This window comes from Cyanobium sp. FACHB-13342, from assembly GCF_014697415.1.
Lineage (GTDB): Bacteria > Cyanobacteriota > Cyanobacteriia > PCC-6307 > Cyanobiaceae > Cyanobium_A.
In genome coordinates this window covers 95089-122046 of the sequence record NZ_JACJRT010000001.1, presented here as the reverse complement: position 1 = coordinate 122046, position 26958 = coordinate 95089, and the positions used below count along the sequence as shown (strand labels likewise).

The window sequence follows — 26958 nt, the reverse complement described above, 5'->3', positions numbered from 1 at the left end:
GAGTGGCGCCGGCTCCGCCGCTGACGGCACCGCACCCCAACGGGTGAACGGTGGATACGCCCTGATGGACGCGCTCCACCGCCATGGGGTGAAGCACATTTTTGGCTACCCCGGCGGGGCGATCCTGCCCATTTACGACGAGCTGCACAAGGCGGAGTCCCGCGGCTGGCTCAAGCACATCCTGGTGCGCCACGAGCAGGGCGGCACCCATGCGGCCGATGCCTACGCCCGGGCCACCGGCCAGGTGGGCGTGTGCTTCGGCACCTCCGGCCCCGGCGCCACCAACCTGGTGACCGGCATCGCCACCGCCCAGATGGATTCGGTGCCCATGGTGGTGATCACCGGTCAGGTGCCCCGGGCGGCGATCGGCACCGACGCCTTCCAGGAAACCGACATCTTCGGCATCACCCTGCCGATCGTGAAACACTCCTGGGTGGTGCGCGATCCCCGCGACATCGGTCGGATCGTGGCCGAGGCCTTCCTGATTGCCGCCAGTGGCCGCCCGGGCCCGGTGTTGATCGACGTGCCCAAGGATGTGGGGCTGGAGGAATTTGACTACACCCCGGTGGCCCCAGGCACGGCCATCCCTGCCGGTTTCAAGCTGCCGGTCAGTCCGGATCCCGCTGCGGTGGCGGCTGCCCTGGCCCTGATCCGTCAGGCGCGGCGTCCGCTCCTCTACGTGGGCGGTGGTGCCATCAGCAGCGGGGCCCACGCCGCGGTGAAGCAATTGGCGGAGCGCTTCCGGCTGCCTGTCACCACCACCTTGATGGGCAAAGGGGCCTTCGATGAGAAACATCCCCAGTCGGTGGGCATGCTCGGCATGCACGGCACCGCCTATGCCAATTTCGCCGTCACCGAATGCGATCTGCTGATCGCCGCCGGTGCCCGCTTCGACGACCGGGTCACGGGCCGCCTGGATGGCTTCGCCCCCCGGGCCCAGGTGATCCACATCGACATCGATGCGGCCGAGATGGGCAAGACGCGCCTGCCGGATGTGGCGCTCGTGGCCGATGTGCAGGCTGCCCTCGAGGCCCTGCTGGCCGCGTCGGCCCAGGACAACTCGGAGGGTCGCACCGAGGCCTGGTTGCAGCGCATCGACACCTGGAAGCAGCACTATCCCCTGGTGGTGCCGGCACCGGAAGGGGAAATCGCCCCCCAGGAGGTGGTTGTGGCCCTGCGGGAGCTGGCTCCCGATGCCTTCTACACCACCGATGTGGGGCAGCATCAGATGTGGGCGGCCCAGTTCCTCCACAACGGCCCCCGCCGCTGGATCAGTTCGGCTGGCCTGGGCACGATGGGCTTCGGCATGCCCGCCGCCATGGGCGTGCAGACCGCCTTCCCTGGCGAACAGGTGATCTGCGTCGCCGGCGACGCCAGCATCCTGATGAACATCCAGGAGCTGGGCACCCTCAGCCAGTACAACCTGCCGGTGAAGGTGGTGGTGCTCAACAACGGCTGGCAGGGCATGGTGCGCCAGTGGCAGGAAAGTTTCTACGGCGAGCGCTATTCCGCCTCGGAGATGACGGGCGGCATGCCTGATTTCGCTGCCCTGGCCGAGGCGTTTGGGGTTCGGGGGGTGTGCATCGAAGAGCGATCCACCCTGCGCCAGCAGCTTCAGGAGGCCCTCGACCATCCCGGACCCGCCTTCATTGATGTGAAGGTGCGCCGCAACGAAAACTGCTACCCGATGGTGCCGCCGGGTGCCAGCAATGCCCAGATGGTGGGCCTGCCCAGCCACCCTGAACTGGCCATCGACACCAGTCGCCATTGCCACGCCTGCGGCAGCACCACCGAAAGCGCCCACCTCTTCTGCCCCAGCTGTGGCGCCAAGCTTTGAGGTGGTTCGCGGCTGTCCTGGCCGTTCTGCTGTGGTGCCCCGGCGTCGCGGCTGCCGCTGAAGTGCTGCAGGTGCGCGGTGCCACCCTGCTCCAGCTGGGGGATCAGAACCGCAGCTACACCGTCGAACTGGCCTGTATTGCCGTGCCGGAGGCCCAGCAGGATCAGGCCCTGGCCTGGTTGCGTCAGGCGGTGCCGCGCCACAGCCGGGTCAACCTGCGTCCCATGGGCCAGAACCAGGGGGTGCTGTTGGCGCGGGTTCAAAAGATTGGCGCGGCTGACGACCTGGGCGCCGGCCTGATCGCCGCTGGTCTGGCCCAAACTGACCTCACCGCCCCCGGCGACTGTGCCAGGGTCGGCGCCTGATCCCCCTGTTGTCTGAGAGCCCGTGAGCCTGAACCGCACTGCCAAGGGCATCGTGCTGGTGCCATCCCTGTTGCTGGGGGGAGCCTTCCTGGCGGCCGGTGTCTGGAGTGACGGACCCGCTGCCAGCAACAAGGGATTGGCCCTGACCCTGGGGGGCGTGCTGATGGCCGCAGGCCTGCTGGCCCAGTTGCTCCCCGAGAGCGTCCCGGAGAACCCGGATCAGGACTGATCGCGATTGGCTTGGCTTGGAGTGGGCCGAACCTCCCTGTCGACCGCTGATTGGATCGATGGGGTTACTTCTTCTGCTGTTGTTTGGCCTGGGCGGTGAACTGGGCGATCACCTCGTCGACGAATTTCTTGTCGGCTGCCGTGATTTTGGGATAGCAACCCTGCTTCACCCGGCCCACAATCTGCACAATCGTGCCGTTGACGATCTGGGAGGCTTCCAGTTTTCCGGCTCCGGCAATCTGCCCCCCGTGGGCTGCGGTCACCACATAGGTGATGGCCTTGGCATTGGAGATGACCGCGTTCTGGACCGGCACCTTTTGCTCCACCGCCAGCTCACAGACGCTGACGGCGGCGGCCAGGGCCATGTCATTCATCGTCTCGAGGGAGGCGGGCTTGGCCGCCGCTGCGGCAGCGGCTCCGGACTGGGCCAGGGCTGGAGCACCCAGCAACAGGGCTGTCGTGCCAAGGGCGGAGGCTGCGATCCAGGCCAGGGGAGAACGAGACACGGAAACCGTTCGACGACGAAAAGGCTCGCCCCACTGTGGCACCCGAGCCGGGCCCGCGACAGGGGGTGAGCGGCCGGCTGCGCTGGCTTCACAGTTGCCCCAACGGCGCCGAACGGGGCCAAAGTCAAGTTGGCTGCCCTGGTCCGATGCTGTCTGCGGAAACCCTGGTGGTGCCCTTCGCTGCGGTGGGCATCGAGGCGATCGCCGATGTGGGCGGGAAGAACGCCTCCCTCGGCGAGATGATTCGCGAGCTCGCCAGCGAGGGCGTGCGGGTACCGGGCGGCTTTGCCACCACCGCCGCCGCCTACCGCCACCTGCTGCACACCAATGGCTTGATCGGCCCTCTCCGGGCGCTGCTGGGGGCCTTGGATGCGGACGATCTCGTTGCCCTGCAGGCCGCCGGGAAGGCCGCCCGCACGCTGGTGCTGGAGGCGACCCTTCCCCTCGATCTCACCGAGGCGATCCTGGCGGCCTATCGGCAGCTCGCCGCCCCCGACGGCACGTTGCCGGCCGTTGCCGTGCGCTCCAGCGCCACCGCTGAAGACCTCCCCGATGCCAGCTTTGCCGGCCAGCAGGAAACCTTCCTGCACATCGAGGGGGAGGAGGCCCTGCTGGAGGCCTGCCGGCGCTGCTACGCCTCCCTGTTCACCGACCGGGCCATCTCCTACCGCCAACTGAACGGTTTCGATCACCTCGAGGTGGCCCTCTCGATCGGGGTGCAGCGCATGGTGCGCTCGGATCGAGCCTGCGCCGGCGTGATGTTCAGCATCGACACCGAAACCGGCTTCCGGGATGCGGTGCTGCTCACCGCCGCCTACGGCCTGGGCGAGAACGTGGTGCAGGGGGCGGTCAATCCCGATGAGGTGCTGATCTTCAAGCCCACCTTGGAGCAGGGCTTCGCGCCGATCCTCAGCAAGCGGCTGGGCAGCAAGGCGATCCGGATGGTTTACGGAGCTGGGCCTTCAGGTGGGGAGGGGGCTGGCGGCGCTCCGGTGCACAACGAGCCGGTGCCCCAGGCCGAGCGCGAGCGCTTTGCCCTCAGCGACGACGACTGCCTCACCCTGGCGCGCTGGGCCTGCCGGATCGAGCGCCACTACAGCGCCCGGCGAGGCCAGCCCACGCCGATGGACATCGAGTGGGCCAAGGACGGCCTCAGCGGCGAGCTGTTCATCCTCCAGGCCCGCCCCGAAACGGTGCAGTCGCGGCAGCAGCAGGCCATGCTGCGCAGCTGGCACCTGGAGCCCAACCAGGCGGAGCTCCTGGTGAGTGGCCGCGCCATCGGCGCCTCCGTGAGCAGTGGCGTGGCCCGGGTGATTCGCCATCCCGACGAAATCGAGCGGTTCGAGAGTGGCGATCTGCTGATCACCGAGCGCACCGATCCCGATTGGGAGCCGATCCTCAAGCGGGCCAGCGGTGTGGTGACCGACCAGGGGGGGCGGACCTGCCACGCGGCGATCATTGCCCGGGAGATGGGCCTCACCGCCATCGTCGGCACCGGGGAGGCCACCCGCCGCATCCAGGACGGCGATGCCATCACGATCAGCTGCTGCGAGGGCGATGTGGGCCGGGTCTACCGGGGCACGTTGCCGTTTTCGGTGACGGAGCAGGCCATCGGCGACCTGCCCACCACCCGCACCCGGATCCTGATGAATGTGGGCAATCCGGAGGAGGCCTTCAAGCTGGCCGCCATCCCCTGCGACGGGGTGGGACTGGCCCGGCTGGAGTTCATCATCGCCAACCACATCAAGGTGCATCCCATGGCCCTGCTCCGGCCGGAGCGGGTCGCCGACCCCGGACAACGCCAGGAGATCAATCGGCTGACAGCGGGCCATGCCAGTCCGGCGGAGTACTACGTGGACCTGTTGGCCCAGGGCATGGCCCGCATTGCGGCGGCCTTTTATCCCAGGCCGGTGATCCTGCGCTTCTCGGATTTCAAGAGCAACGAATATGCCCGCCTGCTCGGCGGTGGCGCCTTCGAGCCCAGCGAGGAAAACCCGATGATTGGCTGGCGGGGGGCATCGCGGTACTACGCCCCCGATTTCCGCGAGGCCTTTGCCCTGGAATGCCACGCGTTCCGGCGGGTGCGCGACCGGATGGGCCTCACCAACGTGATCCCGATGGTGCCCTTCTGCCGCACCCCGGAGGAGGGGGACCGGGTGCTGGCGGAAATGGCCCGATCCGGCCTGGTGCGCGGCGAGAACGGCTTGGAGGTGTATGTGATGTGCGAGCTGCCCAGCAATGTGGTCGGGGCCGAGGCGTTTGCCGAGCGCTTCGATGGCTTTTCGATCGGCTCCAACGACCTCACCCAGCTCACCCTGGGCCTGGATCGGGATTCCGCGTTGGTGGCCGACCTGTTCGACGAGCGCCATCCCACCGTGAAGGCCATGATCCGGCTGGCGATCCAGACGGCCCACCGCTGCGGCCGCAAGATCGGCATCTGTGGCCAGGCCCCCAGCGACTATCCCGATTTCGCCCGCTTTCTGGTGGAGGAGGGCATCGATTCGATCAGCCTCAACCCCGATGCCCTGATCGCCACCCGCCTGGAGGTGGCCCGGATCGAAGCCAGTCTGGGCTGCGCGCCTGGGTTGCTCCCTTAACCGATCCGGCGCAGCGGGGGGCCCTGGCTGGGGCGGATCTGGGCTGGCAACTGCTGGCTGCTGATCGGCTGCAAGCTGGTCATGTTGTAAGTCGTGTACACCGTGCGGCCCGCCGAGCTGCCCTCGGTGGCCCCCTCGCCCTGGGGCCAGAAGGCGTCGATCAGGGTGAGGGTCTGCACCGGTGGGGTGCTGTCCTGCAGGCGGCGGCGGGGGCCACTGCCCAGGGCCCCGAGGTTCAACAGATCCAGTTGCCCCACCCGACCGGGGAAGTAGGCGTGGTGATGGCCACTGATGTACGCGTGGGCCCCGGTGCGCTCCAGCAGCTGGCGCAGGGCTTCGCTGTGTTGCAACACGTTGCCAGGGGTGTCCCGGCCCTGGCCCACCGCCAGCAGGGGCAGGTGGCCCAAGACCAGCCGCATCCGGGCGGAGCGGGCCTGCGGACTGCGCAGTTGCTGTTCCGCCCAGGCCACCTGCTCGGCGGGCACCGTGGCGGAGGAGGCATCCCACACCAGCAGGAACAGGTCGTGCTGGCGCACGCTGTAGGCGAAGGGGAACCCGGTGGCATCCACGAACTGCAGCCCCAGGGCGTCCTGCTGCCCGCGCCAGTAACGCTCCGCCTCCTGGCGGTCGAGCTCGAAGGTGTAGCGCCCGCCGGAGCGGGCCGATGAGGCGTCGTGGTTGCCCATGGTGATGGCCACCGGCAGCCCGGCCCGCTCCAGGGGGGCGAGCAGCTGGCGGTGGAAGGAGGCCCACATCGCACTGAGGTGCACCCGGCTCAGTCCCAGCTTCTGGCCCGCCACCATGTCGCCGCCGCAGAGCACCAGGTCGGGTTTCCAGCTGGGGATCAGTTCCACCGCCCGCAGCACCTCCGGCAGGTAGCTGGTGGAGCCGTAGCTGCTGTTGAGATCGCTGATGGCCACTAGGCGCAGGTCGCCGCGGCGGGGCAGCTTGATGCCGGAGGCGCGGGATGGCCCCGGGGTGAGGGCCCAGGTTCCCAGGGCCAGGCCGGCCAGGCTGAGAAAGCCCCGGCGGCTGAGGGTGACTCCGAACCTCGGATCCATGGCAGGGTGGCGCGGGCGAGGCCGCCTAACGGGCCAGTTTCCACAGCAGGGTGCCATGGGCCGTGGCCCGCAGCACACACATCACCGCCAGGGCAACGCAGAGGGGGCAGTGGCTGATCCCCATCGAACCGGCAGTGCAGCAGCATCCACCCTGGCAGTCTCTGGCGATTTCCGGTTGGCTGGCCCAGCGACTGCTGGAATAACGCCATGAATTGGATCCATCGCCGCAAGGGCTCCGGCAGGAGTGGGCTGTGCTGCGGCTGAGCGAACTGAAGCTGCCCCTCGACCACAGCGACGCCGATCTCAAGGCTGCGGTGTGCCGGCGACTACGGCTGGAGCCCCAGCAGCTGCAGGGCCTGCGGCTGGTCAAACGCAGTGTCGATGCCCGCAAGCCCCAGGCAATTGCGCTGGTCTACAGCCTGGATCTGGACCTGGCCCTGGATGCCCGGGCTGAGGCACGCCTACTCAAACGCTTCGCCGGCGATCCCCATCTGCGACCGAGCCCCGATACCACCTACCACCCGGTCGCCATCGCCTCGGGTCCTGTTCAGCGTCCAGTGGTGGTGGGGGCTGGACCCTGTGGCTACTTTGCCGCCCTGCTCCTGGCCCAGATGGGCTTCCGCCCCCTGTTGTTGGAGCGCGGCAAGGCCATCCGGGAGCGCACCGCCGACACCTTCGGTTTCTGGAAGGGCACCCGGGCTTTCGATCCCGAATCCAATGCCCAGTTCGGCGAGGGCGGAGCCGGCACCTTCTCTGACGGCAAGCTCTATAGCCAGGTGAGCGAGGCCAAGCCCTACGTGCGCAAGGTGCTGGAGGAGTTGGTGGCGGCGGGGGCCAATCCCGAGATCCTCACCCTGCACCATCCCCACATCGGCACCTACAAGTTGGCCACGGTGGTGCGCGGCCTGCGCCGGCGCATCGAAGCTCTCGGCGGGGAGGTGCGGTTTGGCGCCAGGGTGGAGGGCCTGGAGCTGGCGGGGGAGGATCGCTCCGTGCAGGGCCTGTGGCTGGCTGGGGGGGAGAGGATTGCCGCCCGTCAGGTGGTGCTGGCCCTGGGCCACAGCGCCCGCGACAGCTTCGCCATGCTCAAGGCCAGCGGTGTGGCGATGCAGCCCAAGCCCTTTGCGGTGGGTCTGCGCATCGAACACCCCCAGAACCTGATTGACCGGGCCCGCTGGGGAGGGGCCGCCGGCCATCCCCGCCTGGGTCCGGCCGAGTACAAGCTGGTGCACCACTGCAAAGAGCCGGCCAGCGCGGGGCGCAGCGTGTACAGCTTCTGCATGTGTCCTGGAGGGCTGGTGGTGGGAGCCACCTCCGAGGAGGGACATGTGGTGACCAATGGCATGAGTCAGCACACCCGCAATGAGCGCAACGCCAACAGCGGCATCGTCGTCACCGTGGAACTGGCCGACCTGCTGCCCTACGGCGAGGGACCGGAGGACCCGCTGGCCGGCGTGGCCTTCCAGCGCCATTGGGAAGCGCGGGCCTTTGCCGCCGGTGGATCCAGCTATCGGGCGCCGGCCCAACGGGTAGGGGATTTCCTGGCCCACCGGCCCAGCATCGGGGCGGTCCAGGGCGTGGAGCCTTCATACCAGCCAGGGGTGCAGTTCGGGGCATTGGACGACTGCTTGCCGGAGTTTGCGCTGACGGCCATCCGCGAAGCGTTGCCGGCTTTCGCCCGTCGCATCCCCGGGTTTCTGATGGATGACGCCTTGCTCACTGGCGTCGAGACCCGCACCTCATCGCCCGTGCGCTTGCCCAGAGACGGCACAACCCTGGAGTGCTGCAACACACCAGGGTTGTATCCGGCTGGGGAGGGGGCCGGTTATGCGGGAGGGATCCTCTCGGCGGCGATTGATGGCATCAAGGTCGCCGAGCAGGTAGCTCTGGCGATCACTCCTCCTCGTCCTCAGCCCCCAGGGGAACCAGGCGGATCTGCTTGCGCCCCAGCTTGATCTCAAACTCATCACCGGGCTTGAGGTCGAGCATGGCGGTGTAGGCCTTGCCCACCATCAGGTTGCCGTTGAATTGCACCTTGGTGTTGAAGCTGAGCTTGCGGCCGCCTTTGCCCGTTTTGGCCGTGCTGCCGAAATCCACACCTTTGGCATTCAGCAGGGCTTCATAGAAGGCCGTGAAGTTGAGGCGCTCTGAGCCATCTTTTTTGTGTGAGACGTATCCGCAAGCTCGCACGAGATCGGACTTGCTCACATCCCCGAGTTCTTTGACCTTTGCGAGGAGGTCAGCGCCTGTGAGCATGGATGAGATTTATGCAACATTCGCATTATCGCTCAGTGATGGGTGCCGCTGCAAGCAAGGGTCGGGAATCGGATGCGGGATGAATTGCGTTTTCAGTCAAATCCCCCCTCTCGCGTGCGGCCCATCAAGGCCAACGGACGGCCCAATAATCAAGCCTGGGACACGATGCCGCTCCATTGCACGGCCTTCACCTGATCGCGTCGCCAGGAGTGAAACAGCAGCGACTCCTCGGCCGTGCAGAGCGGACAGGTCGCGATGCGATCCGTCTGGAGCCCCAGGACCTCCAGTTGGCGCCTGGCCGCGGCCCGGATGTCCAGGCGGTCCCGAGCGGGATCCGGATCATCCAGCAGAGCCCCACACTGGCGAAGGTCCTCCAGCAGGGCGGGCAGTTGACCCGGATCGGCACTGGGCGCCAGGGAGCGTGCCACCTGCTCGCTCACAGCACGCTCCACCTGGTAGCGGGATCCACCAATGGCTGGGCCGAGGGCCACAAGCAGGTCGCTCCGGTGACTGCCCCCGGCTTCCAGCTGTTGAATGGCCGCGCCCAGAATGCCGCCGGCCACCCCGCGCCAGCCCGCATGGCAGGCCGCCACGCGGCCGTACACCGGATCGGCGACCAGTACCGGGGTGCAGTCGGCTCCGCAGGCCCAGAGGCTTTGGCCCCCCGCATCGCTCACCAGGCCGTCCGCCTCTGGCCAGGGGTCGGCCGTGGCCTGGCTGGCTGGCAGGACCTGGGCACTGTGCACCTGGCGCAGCCGGTGGACGCTGATCCCCGCGCTCACGTAGCCCGCCAGCACGTCCGGCCCCCGCCCCTGCCATTGGCGGGTGAAAAACCCGTGCTCAAACCCCTGCAGCAGATCGCACTGCAGGTAGTAGCCGCCGTAGGTGCCCACCCAGGTCCAGCCCGGCAGGCTGTTGAAGTCCCGGTCGGGCCGGTCAAAGGGCGGATCGAGCGCTTCGGCCATGGGTGGGGAGCCAGGGGCTGGCTGGGTTCAGGCGTCAGGGAGGTCGCGCAGCAGCCAGAACCCCTCGAAGCGCTGGTCGTCTTCGCGGGCTTGGACCGCCAGGAATTGCAGGCCTCCAGCCTGATCGCGGGCTGCGGCGAAGGCCGCCGCCGCGGCACCGGCCTCATCGGCGGGCAGATCGCTCAGTAGCCAGCGGTCTTCGAGGCCGGCTTCCAGCACCAGCTGTTGGCCGCTGATCTCCAGGCGCACGGGCTCGAGACCGGCCAGCCAGCCCGCCAGGGCCAGGGCCCGGGCGGAGCTGAACAGACGAATCCCCGGCACCGGCACCTGGGGGGGCAGACCCGGCGGCAGGGGCACCAGGCCGGCAAAGCCCAGCTCCCACTCCGGAGCCCCTGCCAGGGCCTCGAGGGGCAGGGTGGCCCAGGCCCAACTGTCGCCCCGGGCCGCCTCCGGCAGGGGCACGGCGATGGGGCGGATCGGCTGGGGCGGGGGAGCCAGGGGGCCGGCCAGGTAGCCAGGCTCCTGGGGGTACACCTCCCGCTCCCGCTCCTGCAGCCAGCTCACCAGGGCGTAGGTGCGGCGGCTGGGAACCAGTTCCAGGCCCAGCCCCTCCGCCGCCCGCTGCACCATGGTGCGCATCGAGGCGCGCCAGCAGCGCAGCCGCCGTGGAGGGCCGAAGCCCTGTCCAGCGGCGGCCTCCAGGGCTTGCTCCAGGGCCTCCCGCAGCCAGATGGAATTGACGCTTGAGGCCGGGCAGGGCATCACCCAGCGAAAGGAGGGGACTGGCTCCTCCCCATGGGCCGGGACCTGCGGGGTGGAGCAGATCAGCAGTTCCCAACGCTTCTTGCCGTCGGGCTCGAGAATCGGCCGGGAGTAGTAGTCGAGCTCCCAGTCCGGTGGGGTGGTGAGGCTCACCGCGGCAGCAGGGGCCTCGCTCATCCGGCCTGTTGCTCCTGTTGACGCAGCACGGAGCGGGCCCGGTTGGCCCGGTCGGCGGCTTCGGCCATCACCTTGTCGCGATCGATCAGCAGTTCGCCGGGCTGGCCCTCCAGCAGGGCCGTGTTGAGGGCAATGCGCCCCCGGCCCGGATCCAGCTCGGTGATCAGCGCCTGCACCCGGTCGCCCTGGCCGAACACCTCGCGCAGATCGCGCAGTTGGCCGCCGGTAATCGCGGACTGGTGGAGCAGGCCGCTGACGCCGCCCAGATCGATGAACAGGCCATAGGGCTTGATCGACACCACCTGCCCCTCCACCAGCTGGCCCACCTCCAGGTTTTGGAACAGGGCCGCGGTGGCGGCTTTCTTCTCGGAGAGCACCAGCTTTCTGGTTTCGGGATTCACCTCCAGGAAGGCTGCGCCAAGGGTTTTGCCCACCAGGGCCTCGTGGTTGTCTCCCTCCTGGAGCTGGGAGCGGGGAATGAAGCCGCGCAGCCCTTCCAGATCGCAGGTGATGCCGCCGCGGTTGAAGCCATTCACTTTCACCTGCACCACCTTGCCCTCCTTCTCCAGCTGCCGCACCTTCTCCCAGCTTTGGCGCAGGGCGAGGGCGCGGGCGCTGATGGTGACCATGCCGTCGGCGTTCTGCTCCCGGGTCACCAGCACTTCCACCTCGAGGCCCTTGGGGAAGCGCTCTTTGAGGTTGGTGATCACCCCGAGGCCGCATTCCTTTTTGGGCATGAAGCCGGGGGCCTTGCCGCCGATGTCGACATAGATGCCGTCGCTCTCCAGGCCAATCACCGTGCCCCGCACCACTTCCCCGGTGGTGCCATGGGGTTCGTGGTCGTCCAGGGCAGCCAGGAAAGCCTCTTCGTCGAAATCGAAATCGTCAACGCTGCGTGCCGGGGCCGCAACGGCTTGGGACGCGGCGGGAGTGACGGCCTTGGCCGGACGCTGGCGGCCCGGGTCCGGGCCCAGCAGGTCGGCCATGGTGAGGCCCTCCATGGACCCCATCTCAAAGAGCTCGTCGTCGCTGCGCTCAGGGGTGCGTGCAGGCGTGGGAACCGGGGCTGCCGCCGCCGGGCTGGGCGCCTGGGGGGCCGAGGCCGCCACGGGGGGCTCGGCCGACTCGACAGGAGGAGCCGGGGTGGGCTCGTCCTTGCGGATCATCAGCACCTGGGGAGGCTTGCGCAGGGGCGCCACCGGCTGGGGTCTGGCGGCACCGGGGGGCACGGGCCGGGAGGACGCAGACGAAGGCGGTTGGCTGCCGGTACCGGCCATCTCCACTGGGGGCTGAGAGCTCCACACTGTAGGGATCAGTTCTGACGTGATGGAGCACTCGCGCCACTTGCAGCAGCTGGCCTGGCCCCAGGTCGAGCAGCTCGCGGCCCGACCTGGCAGCACGGTGGTTTGGCCCTGGGGGGCGGTGGAGCAGCACGGGCCCCACCTGCCGCTGGGCACCGACGCGCTCTTTGCCGAGCGGGTGCTGGATGCGGTGTTGGCCCGGCTGGATGCCGCGTTGCCGGTGTTGCGGCTGCCGCTTCAGAGCATCGGCTTCTCTCCCGAACACCGCGGCTTCAGCGGCACCCTCAGCCTTCCCCCCGAGCTGCTGATCAACCAGCTGGTGGGCGTCGGCCATGAGCTGGCTGCCGCCGGTTTCCAGCGTCTCGTGCTGTTCAACGCCCATGGGGGCCAGATCGCGCTGTTGCAGACCGCGGCACGCCAACTCCGCTCCGAGCGCCCGGAGCTGGCCGTGCTGCCCTGCTTCCTCTGGAGTGGCCCTGAGGGCGTCGCCGCCCTGATCCCTGAGCCGGAGCGTTCCGCTGGGCTCCATGCCGGTTTGGCGGAAACGAGCCTGATGCTGCATCTGGCCCCTGAACTGGTGGGCCCAGAGCGTCCCCGCGATGGCCATCTGGGCGCCCCCATTCCCCAGGGGTGGAGCCTGGAGGGCCAAGCCCCTCTGGCCTGGCTCACCCAGGACCTCAGCCGCTCTGGGGTGATCGGCGATGCCGGAGGCGCCTCTGCTGCCCTCGGGGCCCAGTTGTTTGAGCGGTTGGTGGAGGGTTGGCGGCAGCGGCTGGATGCCCTGCTGCGCAGTTCGTGGCCGGCTTCTGACCTGGTGTCCGGCCAGGGGCCAGATCCCAGCTGAGGGTGGTTACAGTCGTCTGATCTGATCCAACCGCGCGGTAGCCATGGCAACCCTTGCTTCCCCAGCAGTGTCCGAGGCCTTTGCCGCCGACCAGCTGCCCGACTTCAGCACCGACGCCTACAAGGACGCCTACAGCCGCATCAACGCCATCGTGATCGAGGGCGAGCAGGAAGCGCACGACAACTACATCTCCATCGGCACCCTGATTCCGGACCAAGCCGAGGAGCTCGCCAAGTTGGCCCGCATGGAGCTGAAGCACATGAAGGGCTTCACGGCTTGCGCCAACAACCTCGGTGTCACCGCCGACATGCCCTTCGCCAAGGAATTCTTCGCCCCCCTGCACGGCAACTTCCAGAAGGCTCTGGCGGAGGGCAAGGTGACCACCTGCCTGTTGATTCAGGCCATTCTGATTGAGGCCTTTGCGATTTCGGCCTACCACATCTATATCCCTGTCGCCGATCCCTTCGCCCGCAAGATCACCGAGGGAGTGGTCAAGGACGAGTACACCCACCTCAACTACGGCCAGGAGTGGCTCAAGGCCAACCTGGACACCTGCCGTGAGGAGCTCGAGCAGGCCAACCGCGACAACCTGCCCCTGGTGCGCAAGATGCTCGAGCAGGTGGCCGGCGATGCGGCCGTGCTGCACATGGACGAAGAGGACCTGATGGCCGATTTCCTCACCTCGTACCAGGAAGCCCTGATGGAAGTGGGACTCACCTCCCGGGAGATTGCCAAGATGGCGGCAGCCGCCCTGGTTGGTTGAGGATTGGCCAGACCAGACGTGGCAGGATGTAGCGTCCGCGACATCCTCTGGGGTTGCCCATGTTCGGCCTGATCGGTCACTCCACAAGCTTTGAGGAGGCCCGCGCCAAGGCCCGCACCCTCGGGTTCGAGGAGTTTGCTGACGGCGACCTCGATGTGTGGTGCAGTGCCCCTCCCCAGTTGGTGGAGCGTCTGCAGGTGACGAGCGCCACGGGCAAGACGATCGAAGGGGCCTACATCGATTCCTGTTTTGTGCCGGAGATGCTCAGCCGGTTCAAAACGGCCCGGCGCAAAGTGCTCAGCGCCATGGAGCTGGCCCAGAAAAATGGCATCGACATCACGGCTCTAGGGGGCTTCACCTCGATCATTTTTGAAAACTTCAACCTGCTCAAAGAGCAGCAAATCCGCTCCACAACCCTCCAATGGGAGCGGTTCACCACCGGCAACACCCACACCGCCTGGGTGATCTGTCGGCAAGTGGAAACCAATGCGCCCCTGCTCGGCATCGACCTGGCCCAGGCCCGGGTGGCGGTGGTGGGAGCAACCGGAGACATTGGCAGTGCGGTGTGCCGCTGGTTGAGTCAGCGCACCGGCGTGAAGGAGCTGTTGTTGGTGGCTCGCCAGCCCCAACCACTCCTGGATCTGCAGCAGGAGTTGGGCGGTGGTCGCATCCTGAGCCTGGACGAAGCCCTGCCGGAAGCCGACGTGGTGGTCTGGGTGGCCAGCCTGCCCCAGACCCTGACCATCGATGCCGCGAACCTCAAGTCGCCCTGCCTGATGATTGATGGCGGCTATCCCAAAAACCTCGACAGCAAGGCCAATGGGGAGGGAATCCATGTGCTGAAAGGAGGAATCGTTGAATTCTTCAGCGACATCACCTGGCAGATGATGGAAATGGCGGAAATGGACAATCCCAAGCGTCAGATGTTTGCCTGCTTTGCTGAGGCGATCCTGCTTGAGTTCGAAGGAATTCACACCAATTTTAGCTGGGGACGAAACAACATCACCCTCGAGAAAATGGATCTGATCGGCGCTGCTTCCCAGCGCCATGGTTTCCACAGCCTGGGCCTCACCCTGCCTGCCGATCCCGCCCCGGCCGACCGCGTTCAGCCAGCCCTCACCCCGGCCTGACCCCACCAACCCTCCGGGTTGCTTTCCCCTCTCCCCTCCCGACATCCCCGCCATGGCCCGTCGCGCCCTGCTGGAGTTCGAAAAACCGCTGGTTGAGCTGGAGGAGCAGATCGAGCAGATCCGGCAGCTGGCGCGGGATTCGGAAGTGGATGTGAGCCAGCAGCTGCTCCAGCTCGAAACCCTGGCCACCCGTCGCCGCAAGGACATTTTCGATGCCCTGACGCCCTCCCAGAAGATTCAGGTGGCCCGCCATCCCCAGCGGCCCAGCACCCTGGACTACATCCAGGTGATCACCGATGAGTGGCTCGAGTTGCACGGCGATCGGCGAGGCAGCGACGACCGGGCGCTGGTGGGTGGCGTGGGCCGCATCGGCGACCAGGGCGTGGTGCTCCTCGGCCACCAGAAGGGGCGCGATACCAAGGAGAACGTGGCCCGCAACTTCGGCATGGCTTCCCCCGGGGGATACCGCAAGGCGATGCGGCTGATGGAGCACGCCGACCGTTTTCGCCTGCCGATCCTGAGTTTCATTGATACCCCTGGGGCCTATGCCGGGGTGCTGGCGGAGGAGCAGGGCCAGGGGGAGGCCATCGCCGTCAATCTGCGCGAGATGTTCCGCCTGCGGGTGCCGATTTTGGCCACCGTGATCGGGGAGGGCGGCTCCGGCGGCGCCCTGGGGATCGGTGTGGCCGATCGCTTGTTGATGTTCGAGCACAGCGTCTACACCGTGGCGAGCCCGGAGGCCTGCGCGTCGATTCTCTGGCGGGATGCCGGCAAGGCGTCCACCGCGGCGGAGGCCCTCAAGATCACCGGCCCCGACCTGCTCAAGCTGGGCATCGTTGATCGGGTGTTGCCGGAACCCTCGGGCGGCAACCACTGGGCGCCGCTGCAGGCTGCGGAAACCCTCAAAGCCGCCCTGCTCGAGCAACTCGCCGAGCTTCAGCTCCTCAGCGAGCAGCAGCTGATCGACCAGCGCTATGCCAAGTTTCGGCGTATGGGTCGCTATCTCGAGAGTGAGGCCCAGGACCCGTCTCGCAGTTCCTAGGCCCGCACCTTGCCTGACCCCACTCCCGTCGCACTGATCTCCGGGGCTTCCCGGGGCATTGGCGCTGCTGCTGCCCGATGCTTCGCCGCTGCCGGCTACGACCTGCTGCTGCTGGCCCGCTCGGCGGCGGACCTCGCTGCCCTTGCGGCAGAGTTGGCCCCGCTGGGCCGTCGCGTCGAGACCTTGGCCCTGGACCTGGCCGATGCCGCCGCCATTGCCCCGGGTCTGGACCAGCTCTGTGGACGGGGCCTCACCCCTTCGGTGGTGATCAACAACGCGGGCATGGCCTACACGGGCTCCCTGGCTGACATGCCCCTGGAGCAGTGGCAGCGACTGATGCAGCTCAACCTGACCGCGGTCTTCCAGGTTTGCCAGGCCCTGCTGCCACGGCTGCGGGCCAGCGGGGGCGGGCACATCATCAACGTGAGCAGCCATGCCGCCCATCACGCCTTCCCCGACTGGGGGGCCTACTGCGTCAGCAAGGCCGCCCTGGGCTCCCTGGGGCGCTGTCTGGCGGTGGAGGAACGCTCCCATGGGATCCGGGTCAGCACGCTCACCCTGGGTGCGGTGAATACGCCACTCTGGGAGAGCGAAACCGTCCACAGTTCCTTCGATCGCCGTGCCATGCTTGAGGCCGAGCGGGCGGCCGAAGCCCTGCTGTATCTGGCCCAACAGCCCGCCACCCTGGTGGTGGAAGACCTCACCCTGATGCCGGCCGCCGGCGCGTTCTGAGCCCCTTCATGACCTCCACCCTGCCGTCCAGCCTTCCCTCCCGTGCCAGTGCTCCGGATGCGGGTCCCTTGCCGGTGAGCCTGCGGATCCGCGAGCGCCTCGATGCAGCCGGCGTGGCTTACCTCGCCAACGACAACATTTCAGCCCACCTCAAGGATGGTGAGCTGGATCAGCTGGAAATTGAGGTAGCTGGCAAGGTGCGCGAGTTGCTGCGCAGCTTGGTGATCGACATCGACAAAGATCACAACACCGAAGAAACCGCCGAGCGTGTAGCCCGGATGTATCTCCATGAGGTGTTCAAGGGTCGCTATCACGAACAGCCCAAGATCGCCAGTTTCCCTAACGTCAAAAAGCTCGACGAGATCTATACGGTTGGTCCTATTTCCGTTCGTTCAGCCTGTTCCCATCACCTGGTTCCGATTCTCGGCAATTGCTGGATCGGCATCAAGCCGGGGGATCGGGTGATTGGCCTGTCCAAATTCTCCCGCGTTGCCGACTGGGTGTTCTCTCGCCCCCACATCCAGGAAGAGGCGGTGATGATTCTGGCCGACGAGATTGAGCGCCTATGCGAGCCCCAAGGCCTGGCGATTCTGGTCAAGGCCCAGCACTACTGCATGAAGTGGCGCGGGGTCAAAGAGCCCCAGACCAGCATGGTGAACTCGGTGGTGCGCGGTGATTTCCGGGCCGACCCCAGCCTCAAGGCGGAGTTCTTTGAGCTGGTGAAGCAACAGGAATCGATGTTGTCCACCTGAGTCCCTAGGGCGCCGGCCGCACCGGTCCCACAACCGTTGAGGCCTGGCGCTTCGCGCCGCCCCCGGGGACCGTCACGGCCACCACCACCATCACCTGGGCTGAGACGTCCTGGGGTTGCAGCACGTAGGTGGGGCCCGCGGCCTCGGTGATCAACACCCACGCGGCGGCTCCGGCTGGGCGCCGGTACCAGTGGAAAGCCTGGGGTGGCAGGGCCGCCAGTGCGTCCGCGACTGCCGTGGCCTCGAGCAGCTGGCCCTGTACGGCCGCACCCTGCAGCTCCAGCTGCTGCAACCCATCGATCTGCTGCTGGACGCCGCTTTCCAGCTGCAGGTTGGTGGAGATCTCCTGGCGCAGGGCCCGGATCTGGCTCTGGGGATCGGCGCTCACCCCCGGGACGCAGGAGAGCTGACCATCCACCAGCTGGCAGCCCACCAGGTCCTGGGCCTGCAGGGGCGCGACCTGGCCCGCCAGGGTGCTGGCTGCCACCAAGCTGAGCAGCAGGGCTCGGGGGCGGAGCGGGGAGGTGGTGGGACGGGGCATCGGCCAGCACAGGTATGCCCCGATCCTGCCCCCAATCGCGCCGTTCAACCAGCGGTTGGGTCTGAACCCTGCTGGATCGCGGCCACCAGCGCGGCCACCTGGACCAGATCCTTGTCCCCGGGGGAGCGCTCCACGCCGCTGGAGGCATCCAGGCCCGTGGGCCTGAGCCGAGCCAGCACGGTCGGCACCCGATCGGCGCGCATGCCCCCGGCTAGCCACCAGGGGAGCGGGGGCGCAAATCGCTCCAGCCACTCGATCGGGATGCGATGGCCCGATCCGCCCAGTTGGTCCGGCACCCAGGCATCCAGCAGCAGGGCGTCCACCACGTCGGCGTAGTCGGCAGCCCGGTCCAGGTCGGCGGCGGAGCGGATGCGCAGGGCCTTCCAGAGCTCACAGCCCAGCTGCCGCCGGAGCTGTTGGCACCGCTCCGGGGTCTCCGCCCCATGCAGCTGGACCACCGTGTGGCCCCGGCCCGCTTCCAGCTCGGCCAACTGGCCTTCGTCGGGATCGGCCACCACCAGGACCCGCCGGCAGGAGGGAGCCACCGCCTGCACGGCCCCAAACAGCATCGGCCGCAGCCCCGCCTCCACAAACCTGGGCGTGCCCTCCACCGCGACCACGCCGATCCCATCCACCCCCAGCCGGGCAACGGCGGCAGCCTGCTCGGCACTCCGCAAGCCGCAGATCTTGAGCAGGGGAGGCGTCATGGGGAAGGGCGCCGACGGGTATGCCTTTCTAGGATTGGGGCTCTGACGCCCTGGGGGGCCGTGGGGGAAGGCTGGCAACTCTTCAAGATCCGCGGCATTCCCCTGCGCATCCATCCCAGTTGGTTCGTGATCCTGGCGCTCGCCACGGCCGCCTTCCAGCAGCACTACAGCCTCAGCCTGAAGGATCCGGTTAGCGCGACGGTGCTGTGGGGGTTGGGCCTGGCCACGGCCGTGCTGCTGTTTGTCTCGGTGCTGCTGCACGAGTTGGGCCACTCGCTGGTGGCCCTGGCCCAGGGGGTGCAGGTGCGCAGCATCACGTTGTTTCTGCTGGGCGGCGTGGCCAGCGTGGAGCGGGAATGCAGCACCGCCCGCGGCGCCTTGCTGGTGGCGGCGGCTGGCCCGGCGGTGAGCCTGGTGCTGGGGGTGGGATTGCTCGCGGGCACCCACGGGGCCTCCCACCTGTCGCCGCTGCTGGGCGCCATGGTGTACCAGCTGGGCAGCCTCAACCTGGTGCTGGGTCTGTTCAATCTGTTGCCGGGCCTGCCCCTGGATGGGGGCTTGATCGTCAAAGCCCTCGTTTGGCAGGTCAGTGGCAGTCAGCGGCGGGGGGTGGAGGTGGCCAATGGCTGCGGCCGCTTCCTCTCGTTGATGGCGATCGGCTTCGGGGTCGTGTTGCTGCTACGGGGTGCCGGCCTGGGGGGGGCCTGGTTGATGTTGCTGGGCTGGTTCGGCCTGGGGGCGTCCCGTAACCAGCGCCAGATGCTCGCCCTCCAGCAGGCGCTCAACGACCTCAAGGTGCGCGATGCGGCTGGCCGGCGCTTCCGGGTGTTGGAGGCGTCGGGCCGGTTGCGGGAGCTGAGCCAGATCCGCCTTTCCCAGACCGCCGAGGTCGACCAAGGCGACTGGCTGCTGGTGTGCGACCGGGGCCGTTGGCAGGGGGTCATCGATGACCAGCCGCTCCAGGAGTTGCCGGTGCAGCGCTGGGATAGTGACCGGATCGGCGACCACCTCCAGCCCCTCTCCAGCCTGCCGTCGATTCAGGAATCGGCGCCGCTCTGGCAGGCCGTGCAGCAACTCGAGGACAGCGGCCGCAACCGCTTGCTGGTGCTCAGCCCGGCCGGGTTGCCCAGTGGCACCCTTGAGCGCCCCGAGCTGGGGGAAGCGGTGTTGGCCAAGTTGGGGCTGCGTCTGCCGCCACCCCTGCTTGAGGCGGCCCGGCGTCAGGGCACCTATCCCCTGGGTCTGGCCCTGCCCCAGGTGGTGCGCTCGATGCTGGCCTCGGGCGAGGCCAGGGCCACGCCCTGAGGCCTCAGCCCTGAATCCCAACGCCATACCCGCTGCGGCGGCCGGCGATGGTGGCCAGCTCTGCGGCGTCCAGCGGTTGCAGGTTGCTGCCGGTCCCGGCCGTCGGTAGAGACGCCAGGGCAATCTTCGTGAGCAGGTTGTCCAGGGCGCTGGCGTCCAGGGGCAGGGGCGGTAACCGGGGGGGAGGGGTCCTGAAGACCAGCTCCCAGAGGTCGGCCGGTGGGTGAATCAGGATGGAGCCGTGCTGCAGCAGGCAGCCGCGGCGCCAGAGCTGGGCACTGCCGATCCGCTTAGCGCCGCAGCTATGCACCAGGTCGGCGGGGGTGCTGGTGGCGAAGCAGCTGCTGCGCTGGGAGCTGGCGGCCTGGCGGCCGGGCTCCAGGGGGAGCCCCATCTGGGCAAAGGCCTCCAGCAGCCAGCCGCAGGCCTGGGCATAGGCCTGTTGGCGGTTCGCCACGGCTTCCGGCCAGACCAGGGCATAGGTGAGTTCGCCGGCGTGGAGCACGGCCCGGCCGCCGCTGGGGCGACGGATGAGGTCGATCACCCCGGCCGCCGCCAGTTCGCCCCAGTGGGCTTCAAGGCTGCGTTGGTGGAATCCCAGGGACAGGGTGGGTCGCTCCCAGCGGTACAGCCGAAAGGCCGGCGTCCGCTGCTCCAGCAGCCAGCCATCGATGGCCATCTGCCAGTCGCCCGTCAGGCAGCTCGTGGGCAGGTGGCGCAGGGGGGGCATGGGGGATGCTGTGGTGGCCTCCATCGCCCCAGATTGCCCGGATGCTGTGGAGCCTGCTGCCCTATCTGCCCCTGGGCCTTTTGGCGGGGCTGCTCTCGGGCCTGCTGGGCATCGGCGGCGGGTTGGTGTTTTCACCACTGCTGCTGCTGATGGGCCTGGACCCACACCAGGCCCTGGCCACCAGCACCCTGGCCATCGTGCCCACCACCTTCGGCGGCACCTGGGCCCATCTGCGCAGCCGCAGCCTGCCCTGGCGCGGCTGCCTGGCGATCGCCCTGGGCTCAGCCCTGGGCGCGGCCCTGTTCAGTCACGTGGGCTTCGGGGTGCAGGGTTGGTTGCTGTTGACCCTGCAGGCCCTGATGTACGGGGTGCTGGCCTCCACGATCCGCTCCCAGGCGGGCCTGGCGGAGCCGGCTGGGGCGTCGTGGAATCTGGCTGGGCTTGCCGGTGTGGGGTGCGTTGCGGGTTTGGGCACCGGCATGCTCGGCGTGGGCGGTGGCTTGGTGATGGTGCCGCTGATGGTGCGGTTCCTGCAGGTGCCGATCCATCTGGCGATTCGCTTCAGCACCCTGGCCGTGCTGGTGTCTGCCTCGGTCGCCTCGGTCAGGTTTTTGGGGGATGGTCGGGGATTGCTGCCCGTCGGCCTCGCCCTCGGGGCCACCGCAGCCCTGGCGGCCCGCTGGTCCGCCTCCCGTCTGGACCGGGTGAGCGACGCTGCCCTGGTGTGGATGCTGCGGGCCCTCACGCTGCTTCTCGCCCTTGATAGCGGCCGACGGGCCCTGGCCCTGGTGCTTTGGCCCGCTAGCGCGGGTCTGTGATCAGACGGGGGGCAGATGGGTCCAGAAGCTGGTGTCGAGCTCAAATCCGAGCACCGCGGCCATCTGGGCGAGACCCTGGCGGATGCTCAGGCCGTTCTGGCGGGCCCAGGCATCGAGGCCGAACAGGCGGTGGGTGATCCAGAGCTCGAGGGCCTCGGGGGCGAAACGGATGCCCTCCGTGCGGCTGAACTGGTGGGGCAGCAGCATGGCCCCGTGGCGGGTGAGCTGGCCACTGCTGCGTTCGAGCAGCAGGGGGAGCCAAGGACATTCCGCATCGGCCCGCAAGGACCAGAGCCGCAGCTCGGGAATCTCGGAGAGTTCCCGGGGGTCATCGCTGGCGCGGGGCCACTGGAAGTGGAGCTCCAGGGACCCCGCCTGCTGCACCAGTTCAGCCGCCCCCAGGCCGCACCAGGGCTGCAGGCTGGCCAGATCCAGATTGCGGATCTGCTGTTCGGAGATCTCTAGGAACGCCATCAAGAGCTGTGACAGCAAGGCCGCGCAAGGGTGGACCGTAGCCACCGAAGGGCAAAGAATGGAACACATCCCGTCAATTCCCGAACCTCCATGGTTTCCGCACTCAGCCAGGCCGAAGTGTTGATTGCCCTGGTGGTGGCCGCCCATGCGGGCGTGCTGGCGGTGCGCCTTTGCTTCAGCCTCTACAAGGCCTGATCCGCCCTCCCCGGCCCCTTGGCAAGGGGGGGCGGGGCCGCTAGAAGCGTGCAGGCCCCCGTGGGGCTCTGGTCCATCGGTGTCACCATGCCGCCTTTCCCCACCCCAGGCTTAAAGCCAGCCTCGACGAACCGGCCGGCCCAGGCCCCTGGTCGGCCTGCCCGTCGTGGGCGTCGGGAACCTTCGGCTGTTGTGGCCATGCCCAGTGGTGACGTCGCCATGCAGCAGGGCCTCTCCAGCGAACGGCAGGAGCTCCTCTGCAGCGTCATCGGCCTGGTGGTGAAGGTGGGCCTGGTGCTCGTGGCTGGAGTCAGCCTTGCCCGCCTGGCCACGGCCTATCAGGAACGGATGGAGCGCCAGGGGGAGCTCGCCGCCGTGCTTGACCTGGAGCGGGCCAAGCTCGCCAAGGCGCGCGATCGCTTTGACCACCTGTTCATGGTGGCTGGCGAACAGCGTCTGATCCGCGAGCAGAACCAGTGGATTGCCCCCAACCGCCTACGGGTGGTGTGGCAAGGCTCCGAGGCCGGTCGCCCCAACCCGTAGGTTAGGGCCCGTTTTGACGACGGGTTCGATGGCCGAAGCTGCTGCTGCGGGAACGGTTCTGATCACAGGGACCACCTCGGGAGTCGGCCTCCATGCCGCCAAGGCCCTGGCTGATCGGGGCTGGCAGGTGGTGACCGCCAACCGGGATCCGGTGCGGGCTGCGGCGGCTGCCGAAACCCTGGGGATTCCCCACGGGCAGCTCACCCACCTGCGCATCGATCTGGGCGACCTCGACAGCGTGCGGGTGGGGGTGGAAACCCTTGTGGCTTCCCTGGGGCGCCCCCTCGATGCCCTGGTGATCAATGCCGCCGTCTACAAGCCCCGCCTCAAGGAGCCGGAGCGCTCTCCCCAGGGTTATGAAATTTCGATGGCCACCAACCACCTGGGCCATTTCCTGCTGATTCAGTTGCTGCTGCCCGATCTGCAGCGCTCCACCCATGCCTCGCGCCGGTTGGTGGTGCTGGGCACGGTCACGGCCAACTCCAAGGAGCTGGGCGGCAAGATTCCCATTCCTGCGCCCGCCGATCTCGGCGATCTGGCGGGTTTCAAGGCGGGCTTCAAGGCTCCGATCGCCATGGCCGATGGCAAGCCCTTCAAGCCCGGCAAGGCCTACAAGGACAGCAAGCTCTGCAACATGATCACCACCCAGGAGCTGCATCGCCGTCTGCACGCCTCAACGGGCCTGGTGTTCAGCTCGCTCTATCCGGGCTGCGTGGCCGATACGCCCCTGTTCCGGAATGCCCCCAAGGCCTTCCAGAAGATTTTCCCATGGTTCCAGAAGAACATCACGGGCGGCTACGTCAGCCAGGCCCTTGCGGGCGAGCGGGTGGCCCAGGTCGTTGCCGACCCGGCCTTTGCCGTGTCCGGGGTGCACTGGAGTTGGGGCAACCGCCAGAAGCAGGGCGGCAAGCAGTTCAGCCAGGAGCTCTCCGACAAGGCCAGCAACCCGGGCACGGCCCAGGGCGTCTGGGACGAATCGATGAAGCTGGTCGGGCTGGCCTAGAAGCGGCGGCGGAAGGCGTCGTCGCTGCGACCGGCCGTCTCATCCAGTCGGCTGAGCTTCCAGACGTTGCGGCTGAGGCGGCGTGCCTTGAGGCCGCCCCGTTCGACGGCTTCACTGGTGGGCCGGATTCCCAGCAGCTGGGTCACTTCCGCGGTGGTCAGGGGGGCACCGGTCTGGAGGGCCAGCTGGGTGAGCTCGAGCCGCTGGCGCAGGGCCGCCAGATCGGCCTGGCCACCGTCCTCGGCCTCGGACCAGATCCAGGGCAACTCCTGACCCGAGCCAGCCATCTTCTGCATCAGTCCGAGCCCGATGAAGGCCAGGGCCTGCTCGGGCTTGACGCCCTGGGCGGCCGCCTGGGCCATCCACTCGGGCACGGCGCCGTCGGGGCAGGTGTCGGTGTGGGGCATGGGTTCGGCCTGGGCCGCCTTGGTGCGGCTGCTGGTGCGTCTGGTGGCCATGGACCCGTCCCATCAAGGTTGGCCGGACGGTACCGGCTCCATCCGGATGGGCAAGGGGCGGGGGGGACCAGGGTTAAGATCCAGCCGCAGCTGAGCCGATGAACGGGCAGTTGCCGGAAGGTTCCTCCCTTGTCAGCCCGCCAGCCCTCTCGTGAAGACCTGGCGTTCCGTCGCCGGCAGGATGGGTCGTTGGGCCAGTCCACCGGGCGGGCCCCATCCCGATCAGCGATGGGCTCGGTCCGATCGGGGTCCCTGATCACCGGCACCCAGGTGGACTCCGACAGCGACGGGGCCAGCTGTGTGATCACCACCGACAGCGAAGGCTCGCGGCTCGCCCGCCAATCCAGCCATGTGCAGTCGATTGAGCTGCGCACCTACGTCTTTCTCGATTCGCTGCAGCCCCAACTGGCTGCCTACATGGGCACGGTGAGCCAGGGCTTTCTGCCCATTCCCGGCGATGCCTGTCTCTGGCTGGAGGTGTCCCCCGGCATGGCCGTGCACCGGGTCACCGACATTGCCCTGAAGGCCAGCACCGTGCGCCTCGGCCAGATGATTGTGGAGCGGGCCTTTGGCTCGCTGGCGCTCTACCACCGCGACCAGAGCAACGTGCTCCACTCGGGCGACGTGGTGCTCGAGGCGATCGGCAACCGCAAGGAGGATCGCAGCCGCGCCGAGGTGAGCTGGACCGAGATCATCCGTGCCGTCACCCCCGACCATGCGGTGTTGATCAACCGCCAGAACCGCCGCGGTTCGATGATCCAGGCCGGCATGAGCATGTTCATTCTGGAAACCGAGCCGGCTGGCTACGTGTTGATCGCGGCCAACGAGGCCGAGAAGGCGGCGAATATCACGGTGGTGGATGTCAAGGCGGTGGGGGCCTTTGGGCGGCTCACCCTGGCGGGCAAGGAGGGGGATGTGGAGGAGGCGGCCGCTGCGGCCATGCGGGCGATCAACCACATCAACAGCAGCGCGCGCTGAGCGGCTCGGGCGGGCCCCGTTCAGCCGGAGATCCCCAGCAGCCGTCGCAGGTCTGGGGCCAACTGCCGGGCCGCCTTGCCGCGACTGCCCAATTTGGCCTTGAGGTGGGGACCCATCAGGGCATAGGAGCTGCCGGCCTCACGCACGTAGAAGAGGCTGTCGTAGCCCGGTCCATGGCCCTGGGGCTCCCGCAGGATCTGCCCCCGGCAGATGCCCTCGGCTTCGGCCCGGATCGTGCCCGCTGGATCGGCCAGCACCATGGCGCTGCGGAAGCTGGCCCCCCGATAGAGCGAATCCCCCAGCTCCTTCAACAGCCGATGGATACGCTCGTGGTCGGTGGGGGCATAGCGGGCCGAATAGATCCCTGGCGCCCCATCGAGGGCATCGACCTCGATGCCGGAGTCATCGGCCAGGGCCCATTCGCCGGTGAGTTGGGCCACCGTTTCGGCCTTGAGCCGGGCGTTTTCGAGATAGGTGGAGCCGGTCTCCTCGATCTCCAGCCCCTCGGGTTGCTGGCGCACCTGAAGATCGATCAGATCGAGCATGGCGCCGATTTCCGCCACCTTGTGGGGGTTGCCACTGGCGATGACCAAGGCAGGCATCCACGAACCCCGGGGGACGCCATTGTGTCGCAAGACCAGCCCACGGGCGCCATTCCCCAGAGGCCCCAGTAGGGGGCGCAGGATCGCTGACGGATTGGGGGGGAACCGGCTGGGTTGAACATTCCACCCCCTGAATGGCTCCAGGGGTGCCGGTTCCGACAAGACCGTAGGCAGAAATGCCTGGTTTCTTGTCGTCAGGGCTGAAATTTGAGCGGCCGCTGACAGCCGGTTGTCCCAATCGACCTACGGTTGCGGCAGGCCTGAAGCGGTCCCACTGGAGTTTGGCGCCATGGATTCAAGCCTGATCCTGCAGAACCTGCTCTCCCCTCCGGTTCTGTTTTTTTTCCTGGGGGTGATTGCGGTGCTGGTGGGCTCCGATCTGGAGATTCCGTCGCCCCTGCCCAAACTGTTCTCGCTGTATCTGTTGCTGGCCATCGGCTTCAAGGGCGGGCTGGAGCTTCAGCACAGCGGCCTCGGCGGACAGGTGCTCCCCACCATTGGCGCAGCGGTTGCCATGTCGTTGGTGGTGCCGCTCTATAGCTTTCTGGTGCTGAAAACCCGGTTTGATGGGTTTAACGCCGCAGCCATTGCGGCCACCTACGGCTCGATCAGTGCGGTCACCTTCATCACCGCCGAGAGCTTTTTGGAAACCCAGAAGCTGCCCTTCGATGGCTTCATGGTGGCGGCACTGGCCCTGATGGAGTCGCCCGCGATCATCGTGGGTCTGCTGCTGGTAACCCTGGCTGCTCCCCAGAAGCGGCCGGGCGCAGCGGGCATGCGCTGGGGGGCGGTGCTGCGTGAGGCCTGCCTCAACAGCTCCGTGTTTCTGCTGGTGGGCAGCCTGGTGATCGGACTGTTGGTGGCGGCCTACAGCCCCGCCGGCATCGTCAAGATGGAGCCCTTCAGCGACAAGCTCTTCTACGGGGCTCTGAGCTTCTTTCTGCTCGACATGGGCATCGTGGCGGCCCAGCGGATTCGGGATCTGCGGCAGGCCGGGGCCTTCCTGATCGCCTTCTCGGTGTTGATGCCCCTGTTCAACGCCCTTGTGGGCGTGCTGCTGGCCCGGGGGCTGGGGCTGGGGCCCGGCAATGCCCTGCTGTTTGTGGTGCTGTGCGCCAGCGCCTCCTACATCGCCGTTCCGGCGGCCATGCGCATGACCGTGCCGGAGGCCAATCCCAGCCTCTACATCTCCTCGGCCCTAGGGGTCACCTTCCCCTTCAACATCATCGTGGGCATCCCGCTCTACATGGTGTTGGTCAATGCCGTTCTTCCCGCCGCTCCCTGAC

The 26958-nt window shown here is 67.7% G+C and carries 30 protein-coding genes; 18 read left to right on the top strand and 12 right to left on the bottom strand.

Annotated elements, in window-relative coordinates; genetic code table 11:
- The first annotated feature begins 43 nt into the window (after positions 1-43).
- Genes ilvB through H6G16_RS00690 form a run of 3 tightly spaced genes read left to right on the top strand, consistent with a single transcriptional unit; the run spans position 44 to position 2431 of the window.
- Positions 44-1837: a biosynthetic-type acetolactate synthase large subunit gene (ilvB, locus tag H6G16_RS00700; protein WP_347238745.1), complete on the top strand. Its 1794-nt coding sequence runs from the start codon at positions 44-46 to the stop codon at positions 1835-1837.
- The gene (locus H6G16_RS00695) at positions 1834-2202 is read left to right on the top strand and encodes a hypothetical protein (protein ID WP_190388404.1); all 369 of its coding nucleotides are present in this window, start codon (positions 1834-1836) and stop codon (positions 2200-2202) included. The genes ilvB and H6G16_RS00695 overlap by 4 nt, the downstream gene beginning before the upstream one ends.
- Before the next feature lie 22 nt (positions 2203-2224).
- Positions 2225-2431: a GIVxVP protein gene (locus H6G16_RS00690; RefSeq protein WP_190388403.1), complete on the top strand. Its 207-nt coding sequence runs from the start codon at positions 2225-2227 to the stop codon at positions 2429-2431.
- 64 nt (positions 2432-2495) lie between these two features.
- On the opposite strand, the gene H6G16_RS00685 is transcribed toward H6G16_RS00690, so the two are convergent.
- Positions 2496-2936 (bottom strand): hypothetical protein, encoded by a 441-nt coding sequence (locus H6G16_RS00685; protein WP_190388402.1) that lies wholly within the window; start codon positions 2934-2936, stop codon positions 2496-2498.
- A gap of 146 nt (positions 2937-3082) precedes the next feature.
- Here H6G16_RS00685 and ppsA point away from each other — a divergent pair, with 146 nt between their 5' ends.
- Entirely contained in the window at positions 3083-5533 is a 2451-nt protein-coding gene (gene ppsA, locus H6G16_RS00680; RefSeq protein ID WP_190388401.1) for a phosphoenolpyruvate synthase, read from the top strand.
- On the opposite strand, the gene H6G16_RS00675 is transcribed toward ppsA, so the two are convergent.
- Complete coding sequence (locus tag H6G16_RS00675; RefSeq protein ID WP_190388400.1) at positions 5530-6594, bottom strand: metallophosphoesterase; 1065 nt, start codon at positions 6592-6594, stop codon at positions 5530-5532. The genes ppsA and H6G16_RS00675 overlap by 4 nt on opposite strands.
- A 251-nt stretch (positions 6595-6845) precedes the next feature.
- Here H6G16_RS00675 and H6G16_RS00670 point away from each other — a divergent pair, with 251 nt between their 5' ends.
- Positions 6846-8549 carry an FAD-dependent oxidoreductase gene (locus H6G16_RS00670; protein WP_190388399.1) on the top strand — a complete coding sequence of 568 codons (1704 nt, stop codon included), beginning with the start codon at positions 6846-6848 and terminating at the stop codon, positions 8547-8549.
- Here H6G16_RS00670 and H6G16_RS00665 read toward each other — a convergent pair.
- The 4 genes from H6G16_RS00665 to H6G16_RS00650 all read right to left on the bottom strand — a co-directional run bounded on the left by H6G16_RS00665 (position 8488) and on the right by H6G16_RS00650 (position 12031).
- Positions 8488-8850, bottom strand: coding sequence for an AbrB family transcriptional regulator (locus H6G16_RS00665; protein ID WP_190388398.1), 363 nt, complete (start codon positions 8848-8850; stop codon positions 8488-8490). The genes H6G16_RS00670 and H6G16_RS00665 overlap by 62 nt on opposite strands.
- A gap of 149 nt (positions 8851-8999) precedes the next feature.
- The gene (gene pgeF / locus H6G16_RS00660; RefSeq protein WP_190388397.1) at positions 9000-9815 is read right to left on the bottom strand and encodes a peptidoglycan editing factor PgeF; all 816 of its coding nucleotides are present in this window, start codon (positions 9813-9815) and stop codon (positions 9000-9002) included.
- A gap of 27 nt (positions 9816-9842) precedes the next feature.
- A complete protein-coding gene (locus tag H6G16_RS00655) occupies positions 9843-10754 on the bottom strand; it encodes a Tab2 family RNA-binding protein (protein WP_190388396.1) in 912 nt (303 codons plus the stop codon).
- A complete protein-coding gene (locus tag H6G16_RS00650) occupies positions 10751-12031 on the bottom strand; it encodes a S1 RNA-binding domain-containing protein (RefSeq protein WP_190388395.1) in 1281 nt (426 codons plus the stop codon). Before H6G16_RS00650 ends, H6G16_RS00655 begins: the two co-directional genes overlap by 4 nt.
- A gap of 49 nt (positions 12032-12080) precedes the next feature.
- Here H6G16_RS00650 and H6G16_RS00645 point away from each other — a divergent pair, with 49 nt between their 5' ends.
- Genes H6G16_RS00645 through folE form a run of 6 tightly spaced genes read left to right on the top strand, consistent with a single transcriptional unit; the run spans position 12081 to position 17318 of the window.
- Positions 12081-12899: a creatininase family protein gene (locus H6G16_RS00645; RefSeq protein ID WP_190388394.1), complete on the top strand. Its 819-nt coding sequence runs from the start codon at positions 12081-12083 to the stop codon at positions 12897-12899.
- 43 nt (positions 12900-12942) lie between these two features.
- On the top strand, positions 12943-13662 hold the full coding sequence (locus H6G16_RS00640) for an aldehyde oxygenase (deformylating) (RefSeq protein ID WP_190388393.1): 720 nt from the start codon (positions 12943-12945) through the stop codon (positions 13660-13662).
- A 59-nt stretch (positions 13663-13721) separates the two neighbouring features.
- Positions 13722-14792: a long-chain acyl-[acyl-carrier-protein] reductase gene (locus H6G16_RS00635; RefSeq protein WP_190388392.1), complete on the top strand. Its 1071-nt coding sequence runs from the start codon at positions 13722-13724 to the stop codon at positions 14790-14792.
- 52 nt (positions 14793-14844) lie between these two features.
- Positions 14845-15834, top strand: a complete 990-nt coding sequence (locus H6G16_RS00630; protein ID WP_190388391.1) for an acetyl-CoA carboxylase carboxyltransferase subunit alpha — start codon at positions 14845-14847, stop codon at positions 15832-15834.
- Positions 15835-15843: 9 nt separating this feature from the next.
- Entirely contained in the window at positions 15844-16566 is a 723-nt protein-coding gene (locus H6G16_RS00625; RefSeq protein WP_242036063.1) for an SDR family oxidoreductase, read from the top strand.
- Between the two features lie 8 nt (positions 16567-16574).
- Positions 16575-17318 (top strand): GTP cyclohydrolase I, encoded by a 744-nt coding sequence (gene folE, locus H6G16_RS00620; RefSeq protein WP_190388390.1) that lies wholly within the window; start codon positions 16575-16577, stop codon positions 17316-17318.
- 4 nt (positions 17319-17322) lie between these two features.
- Here folE and H6G16_RS00615 read toward each other — a convergent pair whose 3' ends face one another.
- Positions 17323-17859, bottom strand: coding sequence for a hypothetical protein (locus tag H6G16_RS00615; RefSeq protein WP_190388389.1), 537 nt, complete (start codon positions 17857-17859; stop codon positions 17323-17325).
- Positions 17860-17903: 44 nt separating this feature from the next.
- The gene (locus H6G16_RS00610) at positions 17904-18566 is read right to left on the bottom strand and encodes a phosphoribosylanthranilate isomerase (protein WP_190388388.1); all 663 of its coding nucleotides are present in this window, start codon (positions 18564-18566) and stop codon (positions 17904-17906) included.
- Positions 18567-18626: 60 nt separating this feature from the next.
- On the opposite strand from H6G16_RS00610, the gene H6G16_RS00605 reads away from it, so the two are divergent.
- The gene (locus tag H6G16_RS00605; protein ID WP_190388387.1) at positions 18627-19871 is read left to right on the top strand and encodes a site-2 protease family protein; all 1245 of its coding nucleotides are present in this window, start codon (positions 18627-18629) and stop codon (positions 19869-19871) included.
- 4 nt (positions 19872-19875) lie between these two features.
- Here H6G16_RS00605 and H6G16_RS00600 read toward each other — a convergent pair whose 3' ends face one another.
- A complete protein-coding gene (locus H6G16_RS00600) occupies positions 19876-20625 on the bottom strand; it encodes a lipoate--protein ligase family protein (protein WP_242036062.1) in 750 nt (249 codons plus the stop codon).
- A gap of 17 nt (positions 20626-20642) precedes the next feature.
- Between H6G16_RS00600 and H6G16_RS00595 the strand changes: the two genes are divergently transcribed.
- Positions 20643-21419, top strand: coding sequence for a sulfite exporter TauE/SafE family protein (locus H6G16_RS00595; protein WP_190388386.1), 777 nt, complete (start codon positions 20643-20645; stop codon positions 21417-21419).
- Here H6G16_RS00595 and H6G16_RS00590 read toward each other — a convergent pair whose 3' ends face one another.
- Positions 21420-21893, bottom strand: coding sequence for a CRR6 family NdhI maturation factor (locus H6G16_RS00590; RefSeq protein WP_190388385.1), 474 nt, complete (start codon positions 21891-21893; stop codon positions 21420-21422). It lies immediately after the preceding gene.
- A gap of 90 nt (positions 21894-21983) precedes the next feature.
- Between H6G16_RS00590 and psaM the strand changes: the two genes are divergently transcribed.
- The 3 genes from psaM to H6G16_RS00575 all read left to right on the top strand — a co-directional run bounded on the left by psaM (position 21984) and on the right by H6G16_RS00575 (position 23634).
- On the top strand, positions 21984-22088 hold the full coding sequence (gene psaM, locus H6G16_RS00585; protein ID WP_190388384.1) for a photosystem I reaction center subunit XII: 105 nt from the start codon (positions 21984-21986) through the stop codon (positions 22086-22088).
- 198 nt (positions 22089-22286) lie between these two features.
- Positions 22287-22631, top strand: a complete 345-nt coding sequence (locus H6G16_RS00580; protein WP_242036061.1) for a hypothetical protein — start codon at positions 22287-22289, stop codon at positions 22629-22631.
- Positions 22632-22659: 28 nt separating this feature from the next.
- Positions 22660-23634 carry a protochlorophyllide reductase gene (locus H6G16_RS00575; RefSeq protein ID WP_190388383.1) on the top strand — a complete coding sequence of 325 codons (975 nt, stop codon included), beginning with the start codon at positions 22660-22662 and terminating at the stop codon, positions 23632-23634.
- On the opposite strand, the gene H6G16_RS00570 is transcribed toward H6G16_RS00575, so the two are convergent.
- Positions 23631-23996: a hypothetical protein gene (locus H6G16_RS00570; RefSeq protein WP_190388460.1), complete on the bottom strand. Its 366-nt coding sequence runs from the start codon at positions 23994-23996 to the stop codon at positions 23631-23633. The two genes, H6G16_RS00575 and H6G16_RS00570, sit on opposite strands and share 4 nt — an antisense overlap.
- A 324-nt stretch (positions 23997-24320) precedes the next feature.
- Between H6G16_RS00570 and H6G16_RS00565 the strand changes: the two genes are divergently transcribed.
- A complete protein-coding gene (locus H6G16_RS00565) occupies positions 24321-25070 on the top strand; it encodes a BMC domain-containing protein (RefSeq protein WP_190388459.1) in 750 nt (249 codons plus the stop codon).
- A 20-nt stretch (positions 25071-25090) separates the two neighbouring features.
- On the opposite strand, the gene rdgB is transcribed toward H6G16_RS00565, so the two are convergent.
- Positions 25091-25672, bottom strand: a complete 582-nt coding sequence (rdgB, locus tag H6G16_RS00560) for an RdgB/HAM1 family non-canonical purine NTP pyrophosphatase (protein ID WP_190388382.1) — start codon at positions 25670-25672, stop codon at positions 25091-25093.
- Positions 25673-25961: 289 nt separating this feature from the next.
- Here rdgB and H6G16_RS00555 point away from each other — a divergent pair, with 289 nt between their 5' ends.
- Positions 25962-26957, top strand: a complete 996-nt coding sequence (locus H6G16_RS00555; protein ID WP_190388381.1) for a sodium-dependent bicarbonate transport family permease — start codon at positions 25962-25964, stop codon at positions 26955-26957.
- The last annotated feature ends 1 nt before the right edge of the window (position 26958 follow it).